Annotated in this window: 18 protein-coding genes and 1 tRNA gene; 7 read left to right on the top strand and 12 right to left on the bottom strand. The window is 45.9% G+C overall.

Annotated elements, in window-relative coordinates:
* The first annotated feature begins 75 nt into the window (after positions 1–75).
* Positions 76–264, top strand: coding sequence for a hypothetical protein (locus BN3349_RS10165; RefSeq protein WP_040977249.1), 189 nt, complete (start codon positions 76–78; stop codon positions 262–264).
* A gap of 476 nt (positions 265–740) precedes the next feature.
* Here BN3349_RS10165 and BN3349_RS10160 read toward each other — a convergent pair.
* The 5 genes from BN3349_RS10160 to sppA form a co-directional block, all read right to left on the bottom strand.
* Positions 741–826: transfer RNA gene (locus tag BN3349_RS10160), tRNA-Leu, on the bottom strand.
* Between the two features lie 179 nt (positions 827–1,005).
* A complete protein-coding gene (gene cdd / locus BN3349_RS10155; protein ID WP_040977248.1) occupies positions 1,006–1,914 on the bottom strand; it encodes a cytidine deaminase in 909 nt (302 codons plus the stop codon).
* A gap of 161 nt (positions 1,915–2,075) precedes the next feature.
* Positions 2,076–3,200 carry a bifunctional chorismate mutase/prephenate dehydrogenase gene (gene tyrA, locus BN3349_RS10150; RefSeq protein WP_040977246.1) on the bottom strand — a complete coding sequence of 375 codons (1,125 nt, stop codon included), beginning with the start codon at positions 3,198–3,200 and terminating at the stop codon, positions 2,076–2,078.
* 80 nt (positions 3,201–3,280) lie between these two features.
* The gene (locus BN3349_RS10145; RefSeq protein ID WP_040977245.1) at positions 3,281–4,348 is read right to left on the bottom strand and encodes a 3-deoxy-7-phosphoheptulonate synthase; all 1,068 of its coding nucleotides are present in this window, start codon (positions 4,346–4,348) and stop codon (positions 3,281–3,283) included.
* Between the two features lie 173 nt (positions 4,349–4,521).
* Positions 4,522–6,402: a signal peptide peptidase SppA gene (sppA, locus tag BN3349_RS10140; protein WP_040977244.1), complete on the bottom strand. Its 1,881-nt coding sequence runs from the start codon at positions 6,400–6,402 to the stop codon at positions 4,522–4,524.
* A gap of 188 nt (positions 6,403–6,590) precedes the next feature.
* On the opposite strand from sppA, the gene BN3349_RS10135 reads away from it, so the two are divergent.
* Positions 6,591–7,145, top strand: coding sequence for an NAD(P)H nitroreductase (locus BN3349_RS10135; protein ID WP_040977243.1), 555 nt, complete (start codon positions 6,591–6,593; stop codon positions 7,143–7,145).
* A 48-nt stretch (positions 7,146–7,193) separates the two neighbouring features.
* Here the strand turns inward: BN3349_RS10135 and BN3349_RS10130 are convergent, their stop codons facing one another.
* The 3 genes from BN3349_RS10130 to folE all read right to left on the bottom strand — a co-directional run bounded on the left by BN3349_RS10130 (position 7,194) and on the right by folE (position 13,236).
* Complete coding sequence (locus BN3349_RS10130) at positions 7,194–9,974, bottom strand: M16 family metallopeptidase (protein WP_052461936.1); 2,781 nt, start codon at positions 9,972–9,974, stop codon at positions 7,194–7,196.
* Positions 9,975–10,035: 61 nt separating this feature from the next.
* The gene (locus BN3349_RS10125) at positions 10,036–12,408 is read right to left on the bottom strand and encodes a TonB-dependent receptor plug domain-containing protein (RefSeq protein ID WP_040977241.1); all 2,373 of its coding nucleotides are present in this window, start codon (positions 12,406–12,408) and stop codon (positions 10,036–10,038) included.
* 171 nt (positions 12,409–12,579) lie between these two features.
* Complete coding sequence (folE, locus tag BN3349_RS10120; protein WP_040977240.1) at positions 12,580–13,236, bottom strand: GTP cyclohydrolase I FolE; 657 nt, start codon at positions 13,234–13,236, stop codon at positions 12,580–12,582.
* Positions 13,237–13,368: 132 nt separating this feature from the next.
* Here folE and moeA point away from each other — a divergent pair, with 132 nt between their 5' ends.
* The 3 genes from moeA to BN3349_RS12070 all read left to right on the top strand — a co-directional run bounded on the left by moeA (position 13,369) and on the right by BN3349_RS12070 (position 15,554).
* Entirely contained in the window at positions 13,369–14,589 is a 1,221-nt protein-coding gene (gene moeA / locus BN3349_RS10115; protein WP_040977238.1) for a molybdopterin molybdotransferase MoeA, read from the top strand.
* A 3-nt stretch (positions 14,590–14,592) separates the two neighbouring features.
* Complete coding sequence (moeB, locus tag BN3349_RS10110; protein WP_040977237.1) at positions 14,593–15,315, top strand: molybdopterin-synthase adenylyltransferase MoeB; 723 nt, start codon at positions 14,593–14,595, stop codon at positions 15,313–15,315.
* Positions 15,316–15,401: 86 nt separating this feature from the next.
* Positions 15,402–15,554, top strand: coding sequence for a hypothetical protein (locus tag BN3349_RS12070; RefSeq protein WP_180334846.1), 153 nt, complete (start codon positions 15,402–15,404; stop codon positions 15,552–15,554).
* A 107-nt stretch (positions 15,555–15,661) separates the two neighbouring features.
* Here BN3349_RS12070 and BN3349_RS10105 read toward each other — a convergent pair whose 3' ends face one another.
* The 4 genes from BN3349_RS10105 to yfbV form a co-directional block, all read right to left on the bottom strand.
* A complete protein-coding gene (locus BN3349_RS10105) occupies positions 15,662–16,240 on the bottom strand; it encodes a UbiX family flavin prenyltransferase (RefSeq protein WP_040977235.1) in 579 nt (192 codons plus the stop codon).
* Positions 16,230–17,741: an amidophosphoribosyltransferase gene (gene purF, locus BN3349_RS10100; protein WP_040977234.1), complete on the bottom strand. Its 1,512-nt coding sequence runs from the start codon at positions 17,739–17,741 to the stop codon at positions 16,230–16,232. Before purF ends, BN3349_RS10105 begins: the two co-directional genes overlap by 11 nt.
* Before the next feature lie 15 nt (positions 17,742–17,756).
* The gene (locus BN3349_RS10095) at positions 17,757–18,257 is read right to left on the bottom strand and encodes a CvpA family protein (protein WP_040977233.1); all 501 of its coding nucleotides are present in this window, start codon (positions 18,255–18,257) and stop codon (positions 17,757–17,759) included.
* A gap of 153 nt (positions 18,258–18,410) precedes the next feature.
* Complete coding sequence (gene yfbV / locus BN3349_RS10090) at positions 18,411–18,851, bottom strand: terminus macrodomain insulation protein YfbV (RefSeq protein WP_040977231.1); 441 nt, start codon at positions 18,849–18,851, stop codon at positions 18,411–18,413.
* A gap of 249 nt (positions 18,852–19,100) precedes the next feature.
* Between yfbV and BN3349_RS10085 the strand changes: the two genes are divergently transcribed.
* Both BN3349_RS10085 and pta read left to right on the top strand, forming a co-directional pair.
* Positions 19,101–20,303 carry an acetate kinase gene (locus tag BN3349_RS10085; RefSeq protein WP_040977230.1) on the top strand — a complete coding sequence of 401 codons (1,203 nt, stop codon included), beginning with the start codon at positions 19,101–19,103 and terminating at the stop codon, positions 20,301–20,303.
* A gap of 67 nt (positions 20,304–20,370) precedes the next feature.
* Positions 20,371–21,954 (top strand): phosphate acetyltransferase (gene pta / locus BN3349_RS10080; RefSeq protein ID WP_040977229.1); only part of this gene is annotated, 1,584 nt, incomplete at its 3' end.

Here is a 21,954-nt window from a genome sequence, read left to right as displayed (position 1 = left end):
AACCATTGAAATTCTTCTTACTGCTAAAATTAATATACCACTGCAATGTTGTAGTAGACTAAAAGAGAAAAAACTATGAGTAAAACTATTAAACCTGGTGAACTAACAGATAAAGAGGGAGGGATTTACCAAGAAATCGGTCCTCGTGGTGGACTTAAAGATAACTTTGTGACAATCAGAGATCATGAAAAAGCACCACCAACTACGCAGCCCGGACATTCTTGGAAGCAAATCCACAAAACACCAGATAGTAAAAAACGATAATTTTCAAAGCCAGTATTTATGATCTGCCCCCGCTTTTAATCACTTTTCAACTCATTTCAAAATTAATTAATGCTAATATTTATCCGCTGTACCGACAGATTTCTGTCAATACAGAATTAAAGATTAAGGAATAAAAATGTTAACTGACGAGTCGTTAAACCTAAAGATAACATTCAATGGACTTATTGAAATAGAAGATCAAAATCAACCTTAATAATCTCCCGTTTAAAATCTTATGTCTGCCAGATTTAGCTTAAATTATTTTCTGCTCGAATAAGCCGTTCTGATTTCATCATCAGCACTGTTATCTTGTTTATCGCATACTAAGTCTTATATCGGATGCGTTTTTTATGTAAACAAACTCGTTTAAACCAATGACTGCCTCCACAAAATAATTTTTAACTGGCAACAAAAAAGACCGGAATTTTATATTTCCGGTCTTTCTCTATCGTTAAAAATTTCAATGTACTTCTATTTGGTGTCCGTGACAGGACTTGAACCTGCACTGCCCGAAAGCATTAGAACCTGAATCTAACGTGTCTACCAATTCCACCACACGGACGTTAACTTCGTTAACTGTTTACGGGAATGGATTCTAGCACAACAAATTTGAAAGTTTAACTACAAAATGCAGATATTTTTTCAATAGCGCATAATTTGAACATAAACACTCAAGTGCGGTCATTTTTCTTCATTTTTCGGATAGCATGTAAAAACTGTGCGCAAAAGCACCGCACTTGCTTACAGCGCAATATATTCCAATTTCACTTCACCTAAATATGCCAGCAGTTCTTCTGCCATAGAGCGGTAAGACAAGCTGAGCGGTCGTTCAACCAACACCACGCGGGCGATATTTTCCACCTCATTACCGTTTAGCAGCAAATAGTTTAAGGCGCTTTGCAGTGCCGGCAGGCTTGGGTTAAACGCGGCATTTTCGGCATAACTGCCGTGAAATATTTGTTGATCCTGTAACTGAATCGCCGCCCCGGAATAGCAGCGGGAATACGGTGCATGAGCACGGTTTGCAGCTAGCAGCGCGGTGCGAACAAGACTATCCTGCGTGGAAAAATGCAGCCCGTGTTCTTCCCGATCAAACAAACGGTGCGCAATGTTGAGATCTTTAGGACCGAACGCATCGGGCAAATAGTCGATCAATAGATTATTCTGATTATGTGGCAAATGGATACGCAACGTGTCGGCACCGTTCAATTCGTTCATAAATTGACGGCAATGCCCGCACGGCGTGTAATTCACCGTAATATCGGTCAGCCGCGTTTCATTGCGCATCCACGCGTGAGCAATCGCGCTTTGTTCGGCATGAATGGTTTGCTGAATATGAGTTGCACAAAATTCCTGATTGGCGCCAAAATAAAAATCGCCGCTCTCCCCTTTCGCCACCGCACCTACGCTAAAATGGGAAATCGTTGGATTGGCATAGCAAGCACTGAGTGGTAACAACGCCAACGCCAGTTGTTTATCCGTCATTCGGTATTTTTCACACAAATGACCGACCGTAAAGTGCGGTAGAAATCCTTGAAAATGTTGCTCACCAAAAATGCTCCATAAATCCTGCGCCAGCATGGCGTTTTCCATTTGATTTAATGCTTGTCGGATGCGCTGTGAGATATGTTTTTGTGAATGATTGTTCATAACGGCTCCTCTCTGAATAAACCGGAATAGGCTTATCATAGAGAATTATCGCGTGGAAATCCTCAAGCGAAATTCGATTCTGTGAGGCGTATCAAAGATTTAAGTTATCTATGCGGAATTTTTAAGCAGGCGCCGAGCAATGGCGCCCGTGAATAAAGGGTTCAATGACGGCGATTGTCGTTAGCCTGCTGTAACAACTGGCGACTTTCCGTTAAAAATTGCTGTGAATAGTCACCGAACCATTCTCGCACTCGGTTAAAACAATCAATAAATCCCTGTTTATCGCCGTTCTCAAAAAAAGCCAAACTTTCTTCATAACTTTGCTTCAGGCTTTCAATAACCGCCAGATTTTCCGGCTTGTCCATGATAATATCGGCGTAGAGTGCGCCGTCCTGCGCAAATAAACGCCCAATCATCGCCAGTTCCAGCCGATAAATCGGCGAAGACAGCGCCAGTAACTGCGACAGCTGTACCGGCTGCTTGGATAAATGCAATCCGTTGGCAAAAGTAGCGAAATGGCGCAGCGCTTGTATATAAGTCATGCTGTGGTCATGTTCGGCGGCATCTGCTTGATATATTTTCGCGCCCCAGATTTGAATTTGCTCCAGCAGCCATTGGTAACGCGCCGCATAACGCCCGTCACAACAGACAACCACCTGTTTTGCCATGCTAGCAATATCCGGTCCAAACATCGGGTGCAATCCTACGACCGGTCCGCGATGAACTTCCAGCATTTTTGCAAGCGGCGCACGTTTAACTGAGGTTAGATCGGTCAGCAGCATGGTTTCGGTTAAATAAGGTTTTAGCCGTTCTATGGTTTCGACGGTGTTGACAATCGGTACCGACACAATCACCACATCGGCACCGGCTAAAATGCTCTCCGCCTGCGCCCAATCCTGACGACCTAATGCCTGCACATTGTAACCGGACAGCGTTAAATAACGCCCAAATAACGCGCCAAGTTTCCCTCTGCCGCCGACAATCACAATTTTTCGAATTGCGGAATTCACCGTTTTAAAGCCAAACTGATTTTCTCGACTGTAGGATTCCCGCATTAAGCGACGCAGCACATCCTCAATCAGATCCGCCGGCACCCCCATGTTTTCCGCGTCTTGCCGTCTTGCCGCCAGCATAGCCGCCTCCCGCTCTGGTGCATAAATCGGCAAACCGCACTGATGCTTGATTTCACCGACTTTTTTCACCAGCGCCAACCGTTTGGCAAATAATTGCAGTAATTCCCGATCCAGATGATCAATTTCGGCTCTGAGTTCTTTTAGCGCATCCACTTATGTCTTTCCTTCATATATAAAAAATCCCGTTCATGGTAAATAATTATAGCAAGAACGAGATAATTCGCGCGGTTAAATCATGCTTTTTTACCTAATGTCATCGCCATTTTTCTTAGCAATTGTTCCGTCGTGTCCCAATCGATACAGGCATCAGTAATGGATACGCCGTATTGCATTTCACTGACCGGCTGTTCCGCCGATTGATTACCAGCGTAAAGATTACTTTCCAGCATTAAGCCAATAATCGATTGATTGCCGCTGACAATCTGACGCACCGCCTCTTCCGCCACCGCCGGCTGACGGCGATAATCCTTATTGGAATTGCCGTGGCTACAGTCGATCATAATTGCACTTTCTAGCCCCGCCGCCGCCAATTCCTGTTCGCAGCGGCTGACAAATTCCGCCTGATAATTCGGTTGTTTACCGCCACGCAAAATCACATGACCGTCCGGATTGCCCGCTGTATGCAGCAAATTGACTTGTCCGCGCTGATTAATGCCGATAAAACTGTGTCCCATGGATGCCGCTTTCATCGCGTTGATCGCTGTCGCCAGGCTACCGTCGGTACCGTTTTTAAAGCCAACCGCCATAGACAACCCGGAAGCTAGCTCGCGGTGAGTCTGTGATTCGGTGGTTCGTGCACCGATAGCCGACCAGCTGAATAAATCCGCCATATATTGCGGCGTAATCGGATCCAGCGCTTCAGTCGCCAACGGTAAGCCCATTTCCGTCAGCTCGAGCAGCAATTGGCGAGCAATATGCAAGCCGTGTTCTACATCAAAGCTGCCGTCGATTTTCGGATCATTAATCAAGCCTTTCCAACCGACTGTGGTGCGCGGTTTTTCAAAATACACCCGCATGACAATATATAATTCGTTTTTTAATTGGTCGGATAAGGCTTTCAATTTTTGCGCGTAATCCACCGCAGCAAGAGGATCATGAATAGAACAAGGACCGATCACCAACAATAAACGTTTATCTTTTTTATGAATAATATCGGCAATCTCACGGCGTGATTGCTCGATTTGGCTGCGCAATGCCGTCGGCAGCGGCAGTTTTGCCTTTAATTCATGCGGGGTAATCAATACTTTTTCATTCACAATATTTACATTGTGGATACTGTCTTTGTGCGTAACGCTGTTCATATCGCTTTCCTTTTTGTAAATTTTTATGTACATCAAATGTATCGATTAAATTACACTTAAATCACATAAAATTCAACCGCTTTTCTTAATTTTTTATTACCGACAAACTAAAGCCGAATAACAGACTCTGCAATTCGGCTTTCGCTAAAAAGTGCGGTGATTTTTTTCTGAATTTAACGCACTGTTGCGCAGTTTATACAGTACAGGTACTGCCCTTTCGGATCGTTAAAACGCTCAAGTATCTTCAGCTGGGCGCTCACTTGCCCAAGTTCTTTCGGCAAGCCGATAAACTCTGCCACGGCGTTTTTCAGCGCGCTTTGACTGCTACGTTTAAAATCTTTCATCAGCATTCCGAGGAAAGAGGTATCTTCTTCCGTTAGCCATTCCACCGCAAACTGCGCAATCTGTTTTTCTGCATCCCGTTGCCGATTGACCAACTCGCCCGCTTTGTTCACTGCGCTGTCAAAATCGCCCAATTCATCCACCAGTTTATGCTGATAAGCCTCAACGCCTAACCAGACCTGTCCTTGAGCAACGCTGTCAGCCTGCGCTTTCGACATATTACGTCCTTTACTGACCAATGATAAGAAACGCTCATAGCCCTGTTCGATTTCCAGTTGCATAATCTCACCGTTAAGCGCCGGCAATCCGCTGAAAGACGAACCGCGGCTAAGCTCGGTGGTAGCGACGCCGTCCGCCGAAATTCCTGCCTGCTTAATGGTGTGTTCAAAGGTCGGAAACAGGGCAAAAATGCCGATAGAACCGGTAATCGTATTCGGATCCGCTACAATATAATCCGCCGTGCTTGAAATCCAATAACCGCCCGATGCCGCCATGCCGCCCATCGACACCACGACCGGTTTGCCGGCTTTTTGCAGATTGTCCACTTCCTGTCGAATCAGCTCCGAGGCAAAAGCACTGCCGCCCGGACTGTTGACCCGCAACACGACCGCTTTAATTGCTTTATCACGATAGGCTTGCCGCAACAGTGCCGAAATACTGTCACCACCCACATTTTGCTCTTCGCTGTCGCCGTCGATAATCGTGCCTTCAACATTCACAACGGCGATTTTATTCTCGCCCTCCGCCGTCATACGATCAGGCAGGCTCGCCAAATAACGCTCCAGCTCCACTAATTTGGTATCGCCGTCCTCAGTTTTACCGAAAAGTGCGGTCAATTTTTGCTCTAAATTTAAGCTATCCGCCACCTGGGTAACTAATTGACGCTGCTTGGCATAAGCGGTACTATCGCCCCCCAGCTTGCGTAACGCCGCCAAATATTGCTGCCCTTCCGGCAATACCGCTTCCGGCGTAATATTGCGATTATCGGCAACGGTGGTTTTATAGCTGTTCCACATTTCTCCCAGCCAGCGTTGCATATTCGCTTTAGCCTCCGACGACATATCATCACGCAGAAATGGTTCAACTGCGGATTTATAAGTTCCAACACGGAAAACATGCGGAGTGACCGCTAATTTTTCCAGCATGGATTTAAAATACAGATTCTCCGCCGATAGCCCTTCTATCGCCACCTGCCCCATCGGATTGAGGTAAATCTCATCGGCATAACTTGCCAGTAAATATTGCTTTTGCGTATAGTTGTCCGCATAGGCGATAACCGGCTTGCCGCTTTGTTTAAAGCGCCGAATTGCACTGCCGACATAATTCAGCGCAGGCAAATCCGCGCCCTCAAACCGATTTAAATCCAACACTAACCCTTTAATACGCGGATCTTCCGCCGCCGTGCTGACGGCATAAACCACATCAAAAGTAGAAATTTGACGCGGTACATATTGGTTATCCAGCTGTTTCAAGGTATTGCGCCAAGACATGCTATCCTCACGGTTATCCGCCAGATAACCGTCAAGATTAAGCAGCAACGCGCCCTGATCGCCACGCAAGTCCTCTGCATCCTTATATATCAGACCGCTAGTCAGACTGAATATCGCCGCGAGGAGTAACACAAAAAATAAAAACACAATATTCATGACTAAATCACGAATAAAATTCAGCATTCGCCAACAAAAGTTCAAAAATCGAATAATTAGTTGCATAATTTCTCTGTCAGGTTTAATAAAAAGCTCCACATGCGCCGATGCGTTTTCGCCCTGTCCAAAATTTACACCAATAGCGCAACATCATCAGCGCTTTAACATACCACAACCCGCAATTTCAATAAATCCGAATTGAAAAAATATGCTAAAATAGACCGCACTTTTCACCACATTTAAAGGAATACATTATGGATGCCCTACATCTGCTGACCACTCGCCGCTCGGAAAAAAAATTGCATGCGCCCGCCCCAAATCAACAACAACTGGAGACGATTTTTCAGGCAGCGCTGCATGTGCCGGATCACGGAAAGCTGCAACCCTATCATTTTGTTGTGATTGAAAAAGACGGCTTAGCGCGATTTGCCGCCTTACTTAAAAGTGCGGTACACGAATTTGATTTGGGCGAAGAGCGGTTAAAAAAAGCCGAAGATCTGGCAACCCGCGCGCCGATGATTATCGCCGTCATCGCGAAAATCAATCCGGATATCGCCAAAGTGCCGGCGTGGGAACAAACCTTAAGCGCAGGCTGCGCCGCCTATGCGATACAGTTGGCCGCCAACGCACAGGGATTCGATAACGTCTGGGTGACGGGTCCTTGGGTCAACGGCAGTGATTTACGTCACGCTTTAGGCTGCGAAAAACAGGATAACATCATCGCCTTTTTAATGCTGGGACGCGGCGAAGAAAAAATCATCCGCGAGCTTAAGCCCACAGACACCAGCGCGTTGGTGAGTTATTTGTAATCTCTCACTGTCGGAGCGGAAACCGCCCGCTCCTTTCTCTATTGCGCGTTATTGTGTCAGCACCGCCTCAAATCTTGCCTCAGGTTTCAACACCATTGTCGCCATACGATCCAGATTATGCTTCGTTACAATTCGCTCTAATTGCTGATATAAATAAATCAGACGCGGCGAGTTATCTAACCGGTAACTTTGTTCGATCTTCTCCGCGACATATAACAGCGAATCAAACTGCTGCTTAATTTGAATTTGCTTTTCCGCCAGTGTTTTCGCAATGTCCTGTGGGTCAACACCTTGAGTGCGCAAAGCGTCTAAAATCCGATGGGTTAACGCAAGTAATGCGTCTACGCGCTCCGGCGCACAGCTGAAGGTAATTTTGCCTTCAATTTGTGTGGTGTTCGGTTCTTGCGATAGCCAAGTATTGACCGAATAAATTCCGCTTTCTTTTTCCCGTAATGCGATGCGCAGTTTTTCCTGAATAATATCCGCCAATACGTCTAACAGATAATCATCCTCTGCCCGCCACTGATTATCGACGGTTAAATACAATTCGACTTCCGCTCGCGGTTCGGTCAGTCCTTTAAGTACGAATCGCTGTTTCGGTATCGCCATCCGCGGCGGCTTGAAAGTTCGCGTCTGTCTTTTGATATCGAGGTTGGCGAGATATTTTTCCGCTAACGATTTAACCGTCGCCTCCGGCACGTCCCCGATAATAAAATAAGTAAAATCGGTTTTTCCGTTAATCATTGTTCGGTATAAGCGGGATAACGTTTCTTTGTCGGCTGCCAGAATCTGCGCTTTATGCTGACTATAGACGGTTTCCGACTCGGGATAACGCAGTTTTGTCACCGCACGCATGAACTCGGTTTCTTTATCCATTTCAGCAAAATATTGAGCGGTTTCCTGCTGATATTTTTGCCATACCGACAACGCAATCGGGCTGGATTGTAATTTTAAACGGAACAATTTGAGCAAATTCTCCAGCTCGCCGCTTTTACCAACGCCGATAAATCCTTGGGAATCATCATTCAACAAAGTCGAAAACACCAACGGGTTTTGTGCAAACAAGCGATTGATTTGCTGCTGTGACAGCGCACCGATTCCCGTTTCATCGACAGCGCTCACTGCCGCTCGCAACAAATGATAGTCTTCTCCACCGACGGAACGTAATCCTCCGGCGGTCAGTGCTTTAAAATACACCTGATCCGGCTGCTTATCGGAATAATGGTAAATCAGGCGACTTCCGTTAGATAAGGTAAATTCCGTTATATTTCCCTGCCGATGATATGCCGTTTTAACCGCGCGTGCCGGCGACAGATTAAAAGCCGGTAGCCTTTCAACATCATATTTTTGCGCCTGTACGCCTTTATCTTCGATTAGCGCGGCAGCATTTTCCCATCGGCGTTTAATCTCCTCAACGCCGAAAGTCAGTTTTTTCGCTGGATACGGCTGAGTTATCAGCAATAATTTAGCTTGTTGAGCCGTTAACCGACGGAAATCCGTATTGAGCTCGTTTACATTCAGCTCAGATAATATTTTTTTATTCAATACGTACTTATCACGACGATTCAAACTGATCTGCTGATTCGCTGCCACAGGGATCAGATCATCCGCCAGTTTTAAACTGCCCGCGCGAATCTCCGACTGCCGTTGATTCAGCTTCTGTAAACGGCTAATTTCCGCCCGCAGTTCCGATTCGGTAAAACCGTTTTGCTTTATGTCCGCAATAAAACCGAATAATGCGTCAATCGCTTCAGCATAATTGTTCTCGCTTAACTGCATGGAAAATACCGTTTGCACACTGTATTTGCCCAGATGAGTCTGATAAAAGTTCACAGAATCCACCGCACTTTGCTGCTTTTCCCATTGCTGTAATCTGACATTCAACAAGCGTATCAGCATCTGGCGAATAAATTCTCGCTTATATTCACCGACGGTGTTGTTCGCATAAAAATCGGTTAAAAAGCTCAGCTCAACGGACGGTGTTGTTATTCCCCGTTCATCAATTGACGCCAAACGCCAGTGTTTAATTAATGGAATGCGATAATCTATCGTATCCAACGGGGGCAATGCCGCGGGATTGGGCTGACTTAATTTTGCACTCAGCAGATTTTTAATTGCATTTTTATCAATATCGCCGACCACAATAACCGCCATATTATCCGGGCGATACCATTTGTCGTAAAAATCCTTTACCCTGCGCGCCGTCACATTTTTTATTATCGCCACATCCCCGATAGGATCTCTTAATACATAGCGCGAACCCGCCATTTCCAAGGCGCTTTTTTTATCCCCCAAACGCAGCATCGGACTTAAGCGCGAACGCCATTCTTCCAGCACAACGCCACGTTCCGCCGCTAAATCTTGCGGTAATACGGTAACATGGTTTATCCATTCGTTAACGACATCAAAAGCCAGATTTAACCGGTGCGGATCATTATTCGCCAGATTTAAAGTATAAACCGTGTTTTCAAAATCGGTGAATGCGTTAATATCGCGGGCGAATTTCATGCCTAATCGTTCCAAGGCGTCAATAATTTGGTTTTGCGGAAAACGTTCAGTTCCATTAAACGCCATATGTTCAACAATATGCGCAACGCCTTTCTGATCATCCTCTTCATTCATCGAACCGGCATTCACCACTAAACGAATATACACCCTGCCAGCGGGCTGACGGTTCGGCATAATATAATAGCGCAATCCATTATCCAATCTGCCGTGGGCTATTTCAGGGTCAAAAGGCAATTCTTGCATATCCCGCTCAGGATCAAATGCGCTATGACAACCGCACAACATCAATAAAAAAAGGCAATAAAACAGATATTTTTTCATAAGTATGACGATAAAAAATAATCTGCGGAATTTCTCCCGCAGAGTTTTTTGTATTGATCAGTTAGAAGTTATAGCCTAATTCCAGCCAGAATTCCCGACCGGCGCTGTAAATTCCGTATTCATCGGAAGCGGAAATACTCTTCGACGATTTTTGCCGAACGTTATTCAGCACATTTAATACATCAAGCTGAATATAAGCGGAATGCGTCCCACTTATCGGCAACTGCCAGCGCACGCTGCTATCCCATTGATAGTGCGTGCCGTAATCAAAGGAGCGATAACGAGAAATCTCTTCGGCATTGGAACTTATCTGCTCATAGCCTCTTATCGGTGCTTTGACATACAATCTGTTCGACCATGTAATCGCATAATCCGGTATGCTCATATCCAACCCGGCACGCACAATCCAGTCTTCGCTGCTGCTATTGACTTTTTGTTCCATTTGTCGCCGAGTCATCGCTTTACCGTCTAAATAAACTCGTTCATCGGGATTAAGATCCTTATCCAGATCCGCTCGCTTGGTCGTGAGCCAATCGAAACCCAAACTGGCATTCCAGTAGCTGTTTCCCCATTGCCACGGTTCAATATTATTGAGCTGCAAAGCATATACATCAACGCCGAAATCATTGCCGTTATGATAAACCGTTTTGCGATTCTCGCGTCTTAGTACGATACGGTTTTTGTTTTTGCGGTGAATATAATTCAGTTTCAGCGCCCAATTGGCAAGATGCTGCTCAAAACCTAAACTTAATTCATCCGCATAAGGTGTTTTCAACGCACCAAATGCCTGATGCTGTCTGGAGGAATCATTATTCAGGCGCAAAATTTCATTGGTGAGTTTTAATGAGGAGAAAGAACGCCCGTAATAACGATTCAAGCCTAAACTGAACTTGGTTTCCTGCCAAGGGCTATAACGTGCCACAAAGCGCGGTGCGATATTGTTATTTTTTAAATAATCATCCCGTTCGGCACGAATGCCAGGGCGCAATTCTATATTCCGCCATGTGATTAAATCCTCTGCATAGACAACAATATTTTGATAGTTGGTGTTTACACTACCGGCCGGAACAATTTCCTCGTGCAATAGGCTGGAGGTGGAATCAGGATAAATATCAATGATTTTCGTCTTTACCGCATTAGGTCGATGAAAGCGGTAAGAAGTTCTTTGATAAATACCGCCGACAGAAATAGAATGACTGACATTTCCCCAATTAAACGGGTTGACCGCATATTCGGTAGAAAAATGCAAATTACGCTGAGCCAGCTCGCTGTCACCCCAACCGCCTTTTTCATAGCTGTATAGCAAGTCATAATTATCATCAAGGACGGAGATGTTCTCTACACTGTTGGAGCTCGATTTACGTTTATCAAAAAACTGATCATAAGCCAAGGTATTGGTCAATACGCCCGACTCAAACGCACGCACCCAAGATAAGGTCATACCGTAGGCATTGTGATAATCATCAACATTGTTACCGATATTATCGCGATAATATTTGCTTTCTTTATAGCCGGAATAGCGGAAGCCTAACTCAAAACGATTGTTGTCATTGGGAGTATAATTCAAATTCAACAATGCCGTATCCGCCAGACGGGAATGATTTTCTTTATCCAGCTGAACCGGTTTATCTTTTTCCGGGCGGATCAACCGATTTTGTTCAATTCGGCTAATTCGCCGACTGAACCCGAACACCATCCCCAAGTTATCCGTTAATCCCTGTTCTGCCGTTAAAGAGAAAAACTGTTTACCGTATTTTGGCTGGAATATCGCTGCACCGCTATCATCAGGACGGACCTGCGCAAGCGTTTTCCGTAACGAATCATCCGTTTTCATTCTTGCCCAAGAGGAATCTGTGGTGCGGTATTTTAATCCGATACGATTATGACCGTCATATTGTTTGGTCTTTGCCACCACCGCCCCGCCAGTAAAGCCGCCCAGACTGGCGGAAATATTACTGTCATGCAGTTCCACTTTAGACAGCATCGTCGCATCAAAAAAATACGCCTGGGTACTGCTCAGCCCGGGAACCGTCTGAACCGAACCATCAAAAATTTCACTGTCAACGGTCAGATCGTTATTGATATTTACATTATCCACAAAATACGCAGTCTGATTGAAATCTGCCCCGTTAATCGAAATATTTTCCGGCTTAATTTCGCCACGCAAAAAACCGTCTTTATCGCTGTTTTCATAACGCACATGCGGATTAGCGGCTAAATAATCGGAAATATTGCCGTTTGTCGCCGGCGTTTTTCGCATTTCTTCGCGATTAATGGATTGAACGGAGGATAAGGAACGGTTTTGCTCAGCATACACCACAATTTCCGCTAATTTATGCTGAGTATCCCCATTGCTGCTCTCCGCGGCAGATAATCCGGCAGAAAATACCGAACCGATGACCACGGCTAATAAATTTTTATTGTAATTAAACATTAAATGATCCCTTAAAAAACATAAAATAAATGATAATTATTATCATTTAATATGGTAATTTAAAGAGACTCTGGAGTAAAGAAAAGATTACAAAACAAAACTTAATAATTAGACTTCAGTTTATTGAAAAGAATAAAAAAACGCCGAAACATTTATTTCGGCGTTGGCAAGTTATTTATTAATTAAGGTTAAAAACTCTTTGCGGGTTTCCCGATCGTTGAGGAAAATCCCGCCGAAGGCTGAGGTGACAGTGTAGCTATTGGTGTCTTTAATGCCACGACATTTAACGCAAAAATGCGTCGCTTTGACATAAACCGCGACATCATCGGTTTCCAAAATAGTTTGAAACGCCAGCAAAATCTGCTCGGTCAGCCGTTCCTGCACCTGCGGTCGCTGGGCAAAAAAAGCAACCACGCGATTAATTTTGGATAAACCGATCACCCATTTTTTCGGATAATACGCCACCGACACCATACCGTCGATAGTCACAAAATGATGTTCGCAAGTGCTGGTTAGCGTCACATCGTTTACCAGTACCATTTCACTGACTTTCATCCGGTTTTCAATATTGGTAATTTTCGGGAAATTGGCATAATCCAAGCCGCTGAAAATTTCATCTATAAACATTTTCGCCAACCGCACCGGCGTTTCTTCAAGGCTGTCATCGGTCAGGTCTAAACCGATTAATTTCATGACTTCGCGCATATGCCGTTCAATGCCCGCACGCCGTTGTGCTTTTGTTCGGTGAAGTTCAATGGTCGGCGTTTCTATCCCTTTTTCTATCAGCGCCCGACGCACCTTCTCCGCTTCTGGTGAAATACTACTCATTTCCCGCTCCATGAATGATTAATCCGGCTATTCTACCAGACAACAAAACAATAATAAAATGAGAATAATCGTTAGATCCTATGAAAAAAATAAGTAAAATAATCGGGTATTTTATTAAAAGAGGAATCTGCTATGCTCAGTCTCGAACAAGCTTTAAATCAAATGTTGACACAACTGCCTTCTCCGTCATCCGACAATGCCCGAACCGTCAAACTGGATCAAGCGGTTAACCGCATTTGCGCTCAGGATGTGGTTTCGCCACTTAACGTTCCTGCGTTTGACAATTCGGCGATGGACGGATATGCCGTGCGGCTGTCGGATTTACGTCGGTCGATGCGCTTGACTATTGCCGGAAAAGCCTTTGCTGGCAACCCATTTCACGGACAATGGCCTGCACAAAGTGCGGTTCGAATTATGACCGGCGCCATGATTCCGGCGGGAACCGACGCTGTGATTATGCAAGAAGATGTGGAGCTGAATACAGACGGAACGGTAACCTTTAAAACCTTGCCGCAGCCCGGACAGCATATCCGTCGTTGCGGCGAAGACATCAAAAAAGGAGAAATCGTCTTAAAAACAGGTGAAAAACTGACCGCACTTTCCCTGCCGCTGCTGGCGTCACTGGGCATTTCCGATGTTGCGGTGTTGCCACGTTTAAAAGTGGCGGTACTTTCCACCGGCGATGAACTGGTGCCGGTGGGGCAACCGTTAGAAAACGGGAAAATTTATGATACCAACCGTTTCACGGTAAAACTGATGCTGGAAAAGCTGAACTGCGAGGTGCTGGACTTCGGTATTTTACCCGACGATCAACAACAGTTCGAACGGGCTTTTATCGCCGCTCAGAAGCAGGCGGATCTAGTCATTACTAGTGGTGGCGTGTCCGTCGGCGAAGCGGATTTTACCAAAACCGTGCTGGAAAAACTCGGGCAGGTCAATTTCTGGAAAATCGCCATCAAACCGGGCAAGCCGTTTGCTTTCGGCAAACTGGAAAACGCGTGGTTCTGCGGTTTACCGGGCAACCCAGTCTCCGCGCTGGTGACCTTTTATCAATTGGTGCAACCTGCTATCGCCAAACTAAGCGGTTATCGCCACTGGCAGCTACCGCACCGTTTTCCGGCAATCGCCGCTGTTAACCTGAAAAAAGCGCCCGGCAGACTAGATTTTCAACGCGGCGCTTATCGGCTGAATGCGCAAGGACAACTTGAAGTCGAACCAGTCGGTTTTCAAGGCTCGCATATATTCAGCGCTTTTGTTAAAAGCAACTGTTTTATCGTGTTGGAAGCCGAACGCGGCAATGTGACGGCCGGCGAAACGGTCATGATCGAACCCTTCAACGATTTATTAGGTTAAGTTATGGCTGAACTCACTGCGGCGGAAGAATTCCGTTACAACCGTCAGATCGTGCTGAAAGAAGTGGATTTTGACGGTCAGGAAAAGTTAAAAGACAGCACCATGCTGATTGTCGGTCTCGGCGGGCTGGGTTGCGCGGCGGCGCAATATCTGGCGGCAGCGGGCGTCGGGACATTGATTTTACTAGATTTCGATAAGGTTGCGCTGTCCAATCTACAGCGGCAGATTTTACATAATGACAGCCGTCTGGACATGTTAAAAGTAGAGTCCGCCAAAATCGCCTTGCAGCAGCTCAACCCACATGTGCATATTCATACCGTTAGCCGTATTTTGGACGACGACGCCTTAAGCGAGCTAATCCAGCGTGCCGATGCGGTGCTGGATTGTACCGATAATGTGACTACGCGTAACCAGTTGGATCGCTGCTGCCAGCAACACACGACACCGCTGATTTCTGGTGCGGCGATTCGTATGGAAGGACAGGTTTGCGTATTTACCTATGCACCGCAAACCCCGACTTATCACAGTCTCAGCCGGTTGTTCGGTGACAACGAAATCAGCTGCGTAGAAGCGGGCGTATTATCGCCGATTGTCGGCATTATCGGTTCCATTCAGGCGCTGGAAGCAATAAAAGTGCGGTTAAATATCGGCAAGAATTTGTGCGGTCGGTTATTGATGATCGACGGACTAACAATGTCCATACGGGAAATGAAATTGCCGGTTTAAACATTGCATCACACAACTTAAGATTTTCTTAAGATTTGTATGTTTTACTGCCTACCGTAATCAATACGTGAATGTAAGGAGTATGTATGATTAAAAAACTGGTGGCAGTTGCCCTGCTGAGTACATTTCTCACTGGCTGTCTTCTTCCTTGGCCCGGTCCACACGGCGGCGGTGGCGGACCAATGATGCAGCAAGGAGGAGGCGCCGGCGGACATGGAAACGGCGGCGGTCCGCGCTAAACACGTTTATCGACGACAAAGGGAACCGAAGTTCCCTTTGTCTTTTATTTTCACCGATCGTTTATTGCTATTTTCACCGATCGTTTATTGCTATTTTCACCGATCGTTTATTGCGCACCCCAGCGCTGAAACAGATCTTTTTCCAGCTGAATGCCGAACTGATCGCATAAACGATTCACGCTTTGATTGACAATATCATCCACTGTTGCAGGACGATGATAAAACGCTGGCATTAAAGGGGCAATCTGTGCGCCGATCTCCGCCGCCTGCGTCATCAGGCGCAAATGCCCCAAATGCAGTGGCGTTTCCCGCACACACAACAATAGCGGCTTACGTTCTTTCAAGCAGACATCCGCCGCCCGACTAATCAAATCATCGCTATAACTTTGCGCAATCGCAGACAGTGTTTTTATCGAACAAGGCACAATCAACATGCCTAAGGTGCGGTAAGACCCCGACGAAACCGCCGCCCCGATATCGCGCACATCATAATTCACATCCGCCAGCGACCGCACTTGTGCAACGGAATAATCGGTTTCAGCGGCGATGGTTCGTTTGGCGGCGTTGCTGATAATCAGATGCGTTTCGATATCTGGCAGGCTTTTCAGCACTTCAAGCAAACGAACGGCGTAAATCGCACCGGATGCCCCGGTGATACCGATAATCAGCGACTGTTTATTTTTCATTATGTATTTCAAGATTAGTGGCGTCTTTTTCGCGTTTTTTCTTTGCATTATCATTACGCAGCCCCGCGATCGTATCTAAATACTCCGGCGTAATATCCCCCGTCACATATTCACCGGTGAATACCGAACAATCAAACGCCTTAATCGCTGGATTCTCCTGTTGAACGGAGCCGGTTAACGCATCCAGATCCTGAAAAATCAGTTTATCCACGCCGATTAACTGCGCGATTTCATCCACATTGCGCCCATAAGCAATTAATTCGTGCTTAGTCGGCATATCAATGCCGTACACATTCGGATAACGGATTTCCGGCGCTGCGGAGGCAAAATAAATTTTATTGGCGCCGGCGGCTCTCGCCATATCCACAATCTGTTCGGAAGTGGTGCCGCGCACAATGGAATCGTCCACCAACAGTACATTTTTGCCTTTAAATTCCGATGAAATGGTGTTCAGTTTACGCCGCACCGCGCTGACCCGCTGAGTTTGCCCTGGCATAATAAATGTGCGTCCCACATAACGGTTTTTAACAAATCCCTGACGATAAGGTTTACCCAGCACATGAGCAATGCGTAAAGCGATATCGTTGGAAGTTTCCGGCACCGGGATCACTACATCAATATCCAAATCGCGCCACTCGCGCGCAATTTTTTCGCCCAAGCGCTCGCCCATATGTACGCGAGCGGCATACACGGAAACGCCGTCAATATAAGAATCCGGACGAGCAAAATAGACATATTCGAAAATACAAGGACTTAACTGCGGATTATCGGCGCATTGCTCAGCGTAATATTCGCCGTCGAAGGTGACATACACCGCTTCACCCGGCAGAATATCACGCACAAATTCAAATCCGACCACATCCAGCGCAATACTTTCCGAGGCAAACATATATTCGGTTTTGCCCTGTTCTTCCCGCTTGCCCAATACCAGCGGACGAATGCCGTGCGGATCGCGAAACGCCACCATACCGTGCCCGATAATCATCGCTACACAAGCATAAGCGCCGCGAATATCCTGATGAGTTTCCTTAATTGCCCGGAAAATATCCTGCGCCGAAAGATGACGCGTATCAATCTGATCTAAATGATACGCCAGAATATTCAGCAATACTTCTGAATCCGAATTGGTGTTAACATGACGACGCGCGCGGTTAAACAGGGTTGCTTTCAACTGCTCAGAATTAGTCAGATTACCGTTGTGCACCAGTGTCAAACCATACGGCGAATTGACATAAAACGGCTGTGCTTCGGATACGCTGGAACTGCCCGCTGTCGGATAACGCACATGCCCAATGCCGGCATTTCCCTGTAAGCGCAACATGTGAACCTGCTGAAAGACATCGCTGACCAAGCCGTTAGCTTTACGCAAGCGGAAACGGTTTTCATCATCCACGGTGATGATGCCCGCTGCATCCTGCCCGCGATGTTGCAATAAGGTTAACGCATCATAAATGGATTGATTCACTGGACTTTGACTGACAATACCGACAATACCACACATACTGGTGTTGATCCTCTATTTAGTTAAGGTTGAGTTTAATAAACTGGAGTTCGCCTGTAGCTGCTGAAAAAACCACTCGACGATAAAGCCGAAGTGCGGTATTAATTTTGATGATTTCCACACTTCGGTCTGGCTGAAATTGGTAAAGGTATCCACAAAAAATAATAACGCAGCGACAATCAGCACGCCGCGCAGAAATCCGAAACAGGCGCCTAATACACGATCGGTTCCGCTTAATCCGGTTTTATCCACTAACTGACTGATAATGTAATTGACAATCGCCCCGACGATCAGCGTTACGATAAATAAAATACCGATAGCCGTGCCATTGCGCAGATAGACGGATTCAATCTGAGTCAGATAATTAGCAAGATAAGGATAAAAATGATTCGCCACTAAAAAAGCCACTACCCAACTGGCCAGTGACATTACTTCACGCACAAAACCGCGCAGTAAACTTACAATAACGGAAAAAATAATAATTCCGATAATAATCAGGTCAATATAATTGTTCATTAATAATCTCTAATAAACAGGACAATTTTCGACCGCACTATTCTAGCAAAAAACGAAATCGTTTGCGCAGTTTAATTGCGGTTTTCAATAAATTCCTGCGGTTCAATCAAAGGCGCCACTATATCACTAAATCATGGCGCGGAAAAACACAGATTAAATTTCCTGCCAAAAATCCGAGGGCAATTTTTGCTGTGCTTTGTTCAGCACATTTGCCAGATCCTGATAAGTGGGCTGTGCTTTCGCTTCAACGATTTCGTTAGCTTTTTGCAAATGAGCGCAAATTTTATCAAACCACACCGCACTTTGTGCTGGCAGCGGGGTTTGCGCTCGTTTTCCCAGCCAGTATAATCCCTGTAACGGCACACTGAGCGCAAACAAGGCGGTTAAGATCGCAATCGCCAGTGCCGCCATCTCGCCCTTGGCATAAATTTGTTGCCAAACAACGGCGAACACGGCGACAAACGGCATGAATTTCTGCCCAAACAGCGTGCTTTTAATAATCCGGTTTTCCGGAAAAATCATGCCGAGTTTAGTTTCCGATGGCCAGCTGCGTAAATAGCGCTGTCCCTGTTTAAAAACAGAATAAATACCCATAGTTTTTTATATTATCGTGATTTGAAATACCCAATTCGATTGGCACTTATTCTACCATAAAATCCCATGCCGATTTTTATTCCGACGCGTTAAATTTTAATCATTTTCCGAGAAAAATCGCATTTTTTAACGTTCAGAATTTATTTTACCCGCCGAAAGGTGTATCCTATTGCGCAATCACGACTTTTATGTGTCTGGCTCAATATTCGGGTCAATTTCTTTTAACTCAAATCAAAAAATAGGTTATTTATGTCACAAAAATTAGTCCTAGTGCTTAACTGCGGCAGCTCCTCATTGAAATTTTCCATTTTAGATCCAGTATCCGGTGAAGAAAAACTGTCCGGTTTGGCGGAAGCATTCAATTTGCCGGAAGCACGAATCAAATGGAAATTACATGGTGAAAAAGGCAATGCGGATTTAGGCGCAGGTGCGGCACACAGCGAAGCCCTTGCATTTATCGTGAATAATATCTTCTCATTGGATCCGTCCTTAAAAGATGAGGTTGTGGCGATCGGTCACCGCATCGTACACGGCGGGGAAAAATTCACTTCTTCAGTAATTATTACCGATGAGGTAATTAAAGGTATCGAAGATGCCATTCAGTTCGCACCGTTGCACAATCCAGCACACTTAATCGGGATCAAAGAAGCCTTTAAAATGTTCCCGCACTTAAAAGAAAAAAATGTGGTGGTATTCGATACTGCGTTCCACACCACCATGCCGGAAGAAGCTTATCTTTACGCGCTACCGTATTCCCTTTACAAAGAACATGCAATCCGTCGCTACGGCGCGCACGGTACCAGCCATTTCTATGTCAGCCGTCAAGCCGCTCAGCGCTTGAACGTCGCGGAAGATAAAATCAATGTGATTACCTGCCATTTAGGTAACGGCGCGTCGGTTGCGGCAGTCCGTCACGGTCAATGTATTGATACTTCCATGGGGCTGACACCGTTGGAAGGATTGGTGATGGGTACCCGTTCCGGCGATTTGGATCCGGCAATCATTTTCTATCTGCACAACAATCTGGGCATGTCGGTTGAAGACATTAACATTCTGTTGACCAAAAAATCCGGTTTACTTGGTTTAACCGAAGTCACCAGCGACTGCCGTTATGCGGAAGATAATTACGAAAAAGAAGTACCGGCTAAACGCGCACTGGATGTGTTCTGCTATCGTCTGGCTAAATATATTGGCTCTTATATGGCGGTTATCGGCGAACGCTTGGATGCTATTGTGTTCACCGGCGGGATTGGTGAAAACTCTGCCCATGTTCGCGAAATCACCTTACAGCACTTGAAATTGTTCGGTTATCAGCTGGATACGGAAAAAAATCTTGCCGCACGTTTCGGCAATGAAGGCGTGATCACCGCAGACAATACGCCGATCGCGATGGTTATTCCGACTAATGAAGAATTAGTCATCGCACAGGATACAGCCCGTCTTTGTATCTAACATTACCGACAGACTGCCGACATTCTCGGCAGTTTCTTTTTAATAAAACAGATTATTAGGGTTTATTATGTCACGTACCATTATTCTTATTCCAATCAGCGCCGGCGTCGGTCTAACCAGCGTCAGTCTTGGTTTAATCCGTGCTCTGGAAGAAAAAGGCGCTAAAATCGGTTTTATGAAACCGATTTCCCAACCGAATACCGATGAAGATAAAATCGACCGCACGACGTCAATCGTTCGTACCAGCACGACGCTAGAAACCGCCGAACCGTTCATGTTAAGTGTGGCGGAAAGCCTAATCGGTCAAAATCAATCCGACGTGTTATTGGAAAAAATCGTTGAAAATCATCAACGTCTAAGCAAAGATAACGAAATCATTATCGTAGAAGGGCTAATTCCAACCCGTAAACATGCTTACGCCAGCAGCATCAACTACGAAATTGCACAGGCACTTGATGCGGAAATCATTCTGGTCGCCGCCCCCGCAACGGAAACACCGGCGGAACTGAAAGAACGCGTGGAAGCGGCAGCCTCCCAATTCGGCGGACGCCACAATCCGAATCTGCTGGGTGTTGTGATCAACAAATTTAACGCTCCGATCGATGACACCGGCCGTACCCGTCCGGATTTAAATGAAATTTTCGACGCTTATCAACATAGCCACAACAACGCCTCCGAAGTATATAAACTCTTTGAAAACAGCCCGATCAAAGTATTGGCGTGTATTCCTTGGAACGCTGAACTCATCGCGACTCGAGTAATTGATCTGGTTAATCATTTAAGTGCGGCAATTATTAACGAAGGCGAAATTAAAACCCGCCGAATCCGCAGCATTACATTCTGCGCCAGAACCCTAACTAACATGGTCGAACATTTCCGTACCGGCAGCCTGTTGGTGACTTCAGCGGATCGTCCCGACGTTTTGGTTGCAGCGGCATTAGCGGCCAGCAACGGCATTGCGCTGGGTGGAATATTGTTAACTGGCGGATATAAAATTGACAGCCAAATTAAAAAACTATGTCTGCCGTCTTTTGAAAAATCCGGTCTACCGATTTTCCGTATTGAGGGCAACACTTGGCAAACCGCATTAACCTTACAAAGTTTTAACCTTGAAGTCCCGGTTGACGATAAAGATCGAATTGAAAACATCAAAAAATATACGGCAACCCAATTTGATGCCGAGTTCATCAATTATATCGTAGCGGAATCTTCCCGTGTGCATCGCCTGTCTCCGCCGGCGTTCCGCTTACAGTTGACCGAACTGGCACGCGCAGCGAAAAAACGCATCGTGCTGCCAGAAGGTGACGAACCGCGCACAATTAAAGCCGCCTCCCTGTGTGCCGAACGCGGTATTGCCGAATGCGTACTATTAGCCAATCCGACCGATGTCAAACGGGTTGCCGACGCTCAAGGCGTTAAATTAGGCGCCGGTATTACCGTGATTGATCCAGCAAGCGTGCGTGAAAATTATGTGGCACGTTTGGTCGAACTGCGTAAAAACAAAGGCATGACCGAACAGTCCGCGCGTGAGCAATTGGAAGATACCGTGGTGCTCGGCACAATGATGCTGGAAGCCGGTGAAGTGGACGGTCTGGTCTCCGGCGCGGTACACACCACCGCCAATACCATTCGCCCGCCGATGCAAATCATC

The organism is Necropsobacter massiliensis (assembly GCF_000827595.2).
In the GTDB taxonomy this organism is placed as follows: domain Bacteria; phylum Pseudomonadota; class Gammaproteobacteria; order Enterobacterales; family Pasteurellaceae; genus Necropsobacter; species Necropsobacter massiliensis.
This window is presented reverse-complemented; position numbering and strand designations above follow the sequence as displayed.

Bases quoted from the DNA above. Each gene is read 5' to 3' on its own strand.
- BN3349_RS10165 (WP_040977249.1), top strand. From the start codon at position 76: ATGAGTAAAACTATTAAACCTGGTGAACTAACAGATAAAGAGGGAGGG.
- cdd (WP_040977248.1), bottom strand. From the start codon at position 1,914: ATGAACAATCATTCACAAAAACATATCTCACAGCGCATCCGACAAGCA.
- BN3349_RS10145 (WP_040977245.1), bottom strand. From the start codon at position 4,348: ATGAACAGCGTTACGCACAAAGACAGTATCCACAATGTAAATATTGTG.
- sppA (WP_040977244.1), bottom strand. From the start codon at position 6,402: ATGCAACTAATTATTCGATTTTTGAACTTTTGTTGGCGAATGCTGAAT.
- BN3349_RS10135 (WP_040977243.1), top strand. From the start codon at position 6,591: ATGGATGCCCTACATCTGCTGACCACTCGCCGCTCGGAAAAAAAATTG.
- BN3349_RS10130 (WP_052461936.1), bottom strand. From the start codon at position 9,974: ATGAAAAAATATCTGTTTTATTGCCTTTTTTTATTGATGTTGTGCGGT.
- BN3349_RS10125 (WP_040977241.1), bottom strand. From the start codon at position 12,408: ATGTTTAATTACAATAAAAATTTATTAGCCGTGGTCATCGGTTCGGTA.
- folE (WP_040977240.1), bottom strand. From the start codon at position 13,236: ATGAGTAGTATTTCACCAGAAGCGGAGAAGGTGCGTCGGGCGCTGATA.
- moeA (WP_040977238.1), top strand. From the start codon at position 13,369: ATGCTCAGTCTCGAACAAGCTTTAAATCAAATGTTGACACAACTGCCT.
- moeB (WP_040977237.1), top strand. From the start codon at position 14,593: ATGGCTGAACTCACTGCGGCGGAAGAATTCCGTTACAACCGTCAGATC.
- BN3349_RS12070 (WP_180334846.1), top strand. From the start codon at position 15,402: ATGATTAAAAAACTGGTGGCAGTTGCCCTGCTGAGTACATTTCTCACT.
- BN3349_RS10105 (WP_040977235.1), bottom strand. From the start codon at position 16,240: ATGAAAAATAAACAGTCGCTGATTATCGGTATCACCGGGGCATCCGGT.
- purF (WP_040977234.1), bottom strand. From the start codon at position 17,741: ATGTGTGGTATTGTCGGTATTGTCAGTCAAAGTCCAGTGAATCAATCC.
- BN3349_RS10095 (WP_040977233.1), bottom strand. From the start codon at position 18,257: ATGAACAATTATATTGACCTGATTATTATCGGAATTATTATTTTTTCC.
- yfbV (WP_040977231.1), bottom strand. From the start codon at position 18,851: ATGGGTATTTATTCTGTTTTTAAACAGGGACAGCGCTATTTACGCAGC.
- BN3349_RS10085 (WP_040977230.1), top strand. From the start codon at position 19,101: ATGTCACAAAAATTAGTCCTAGTGCTTAACTGCGGCAGCTCCTCATTG.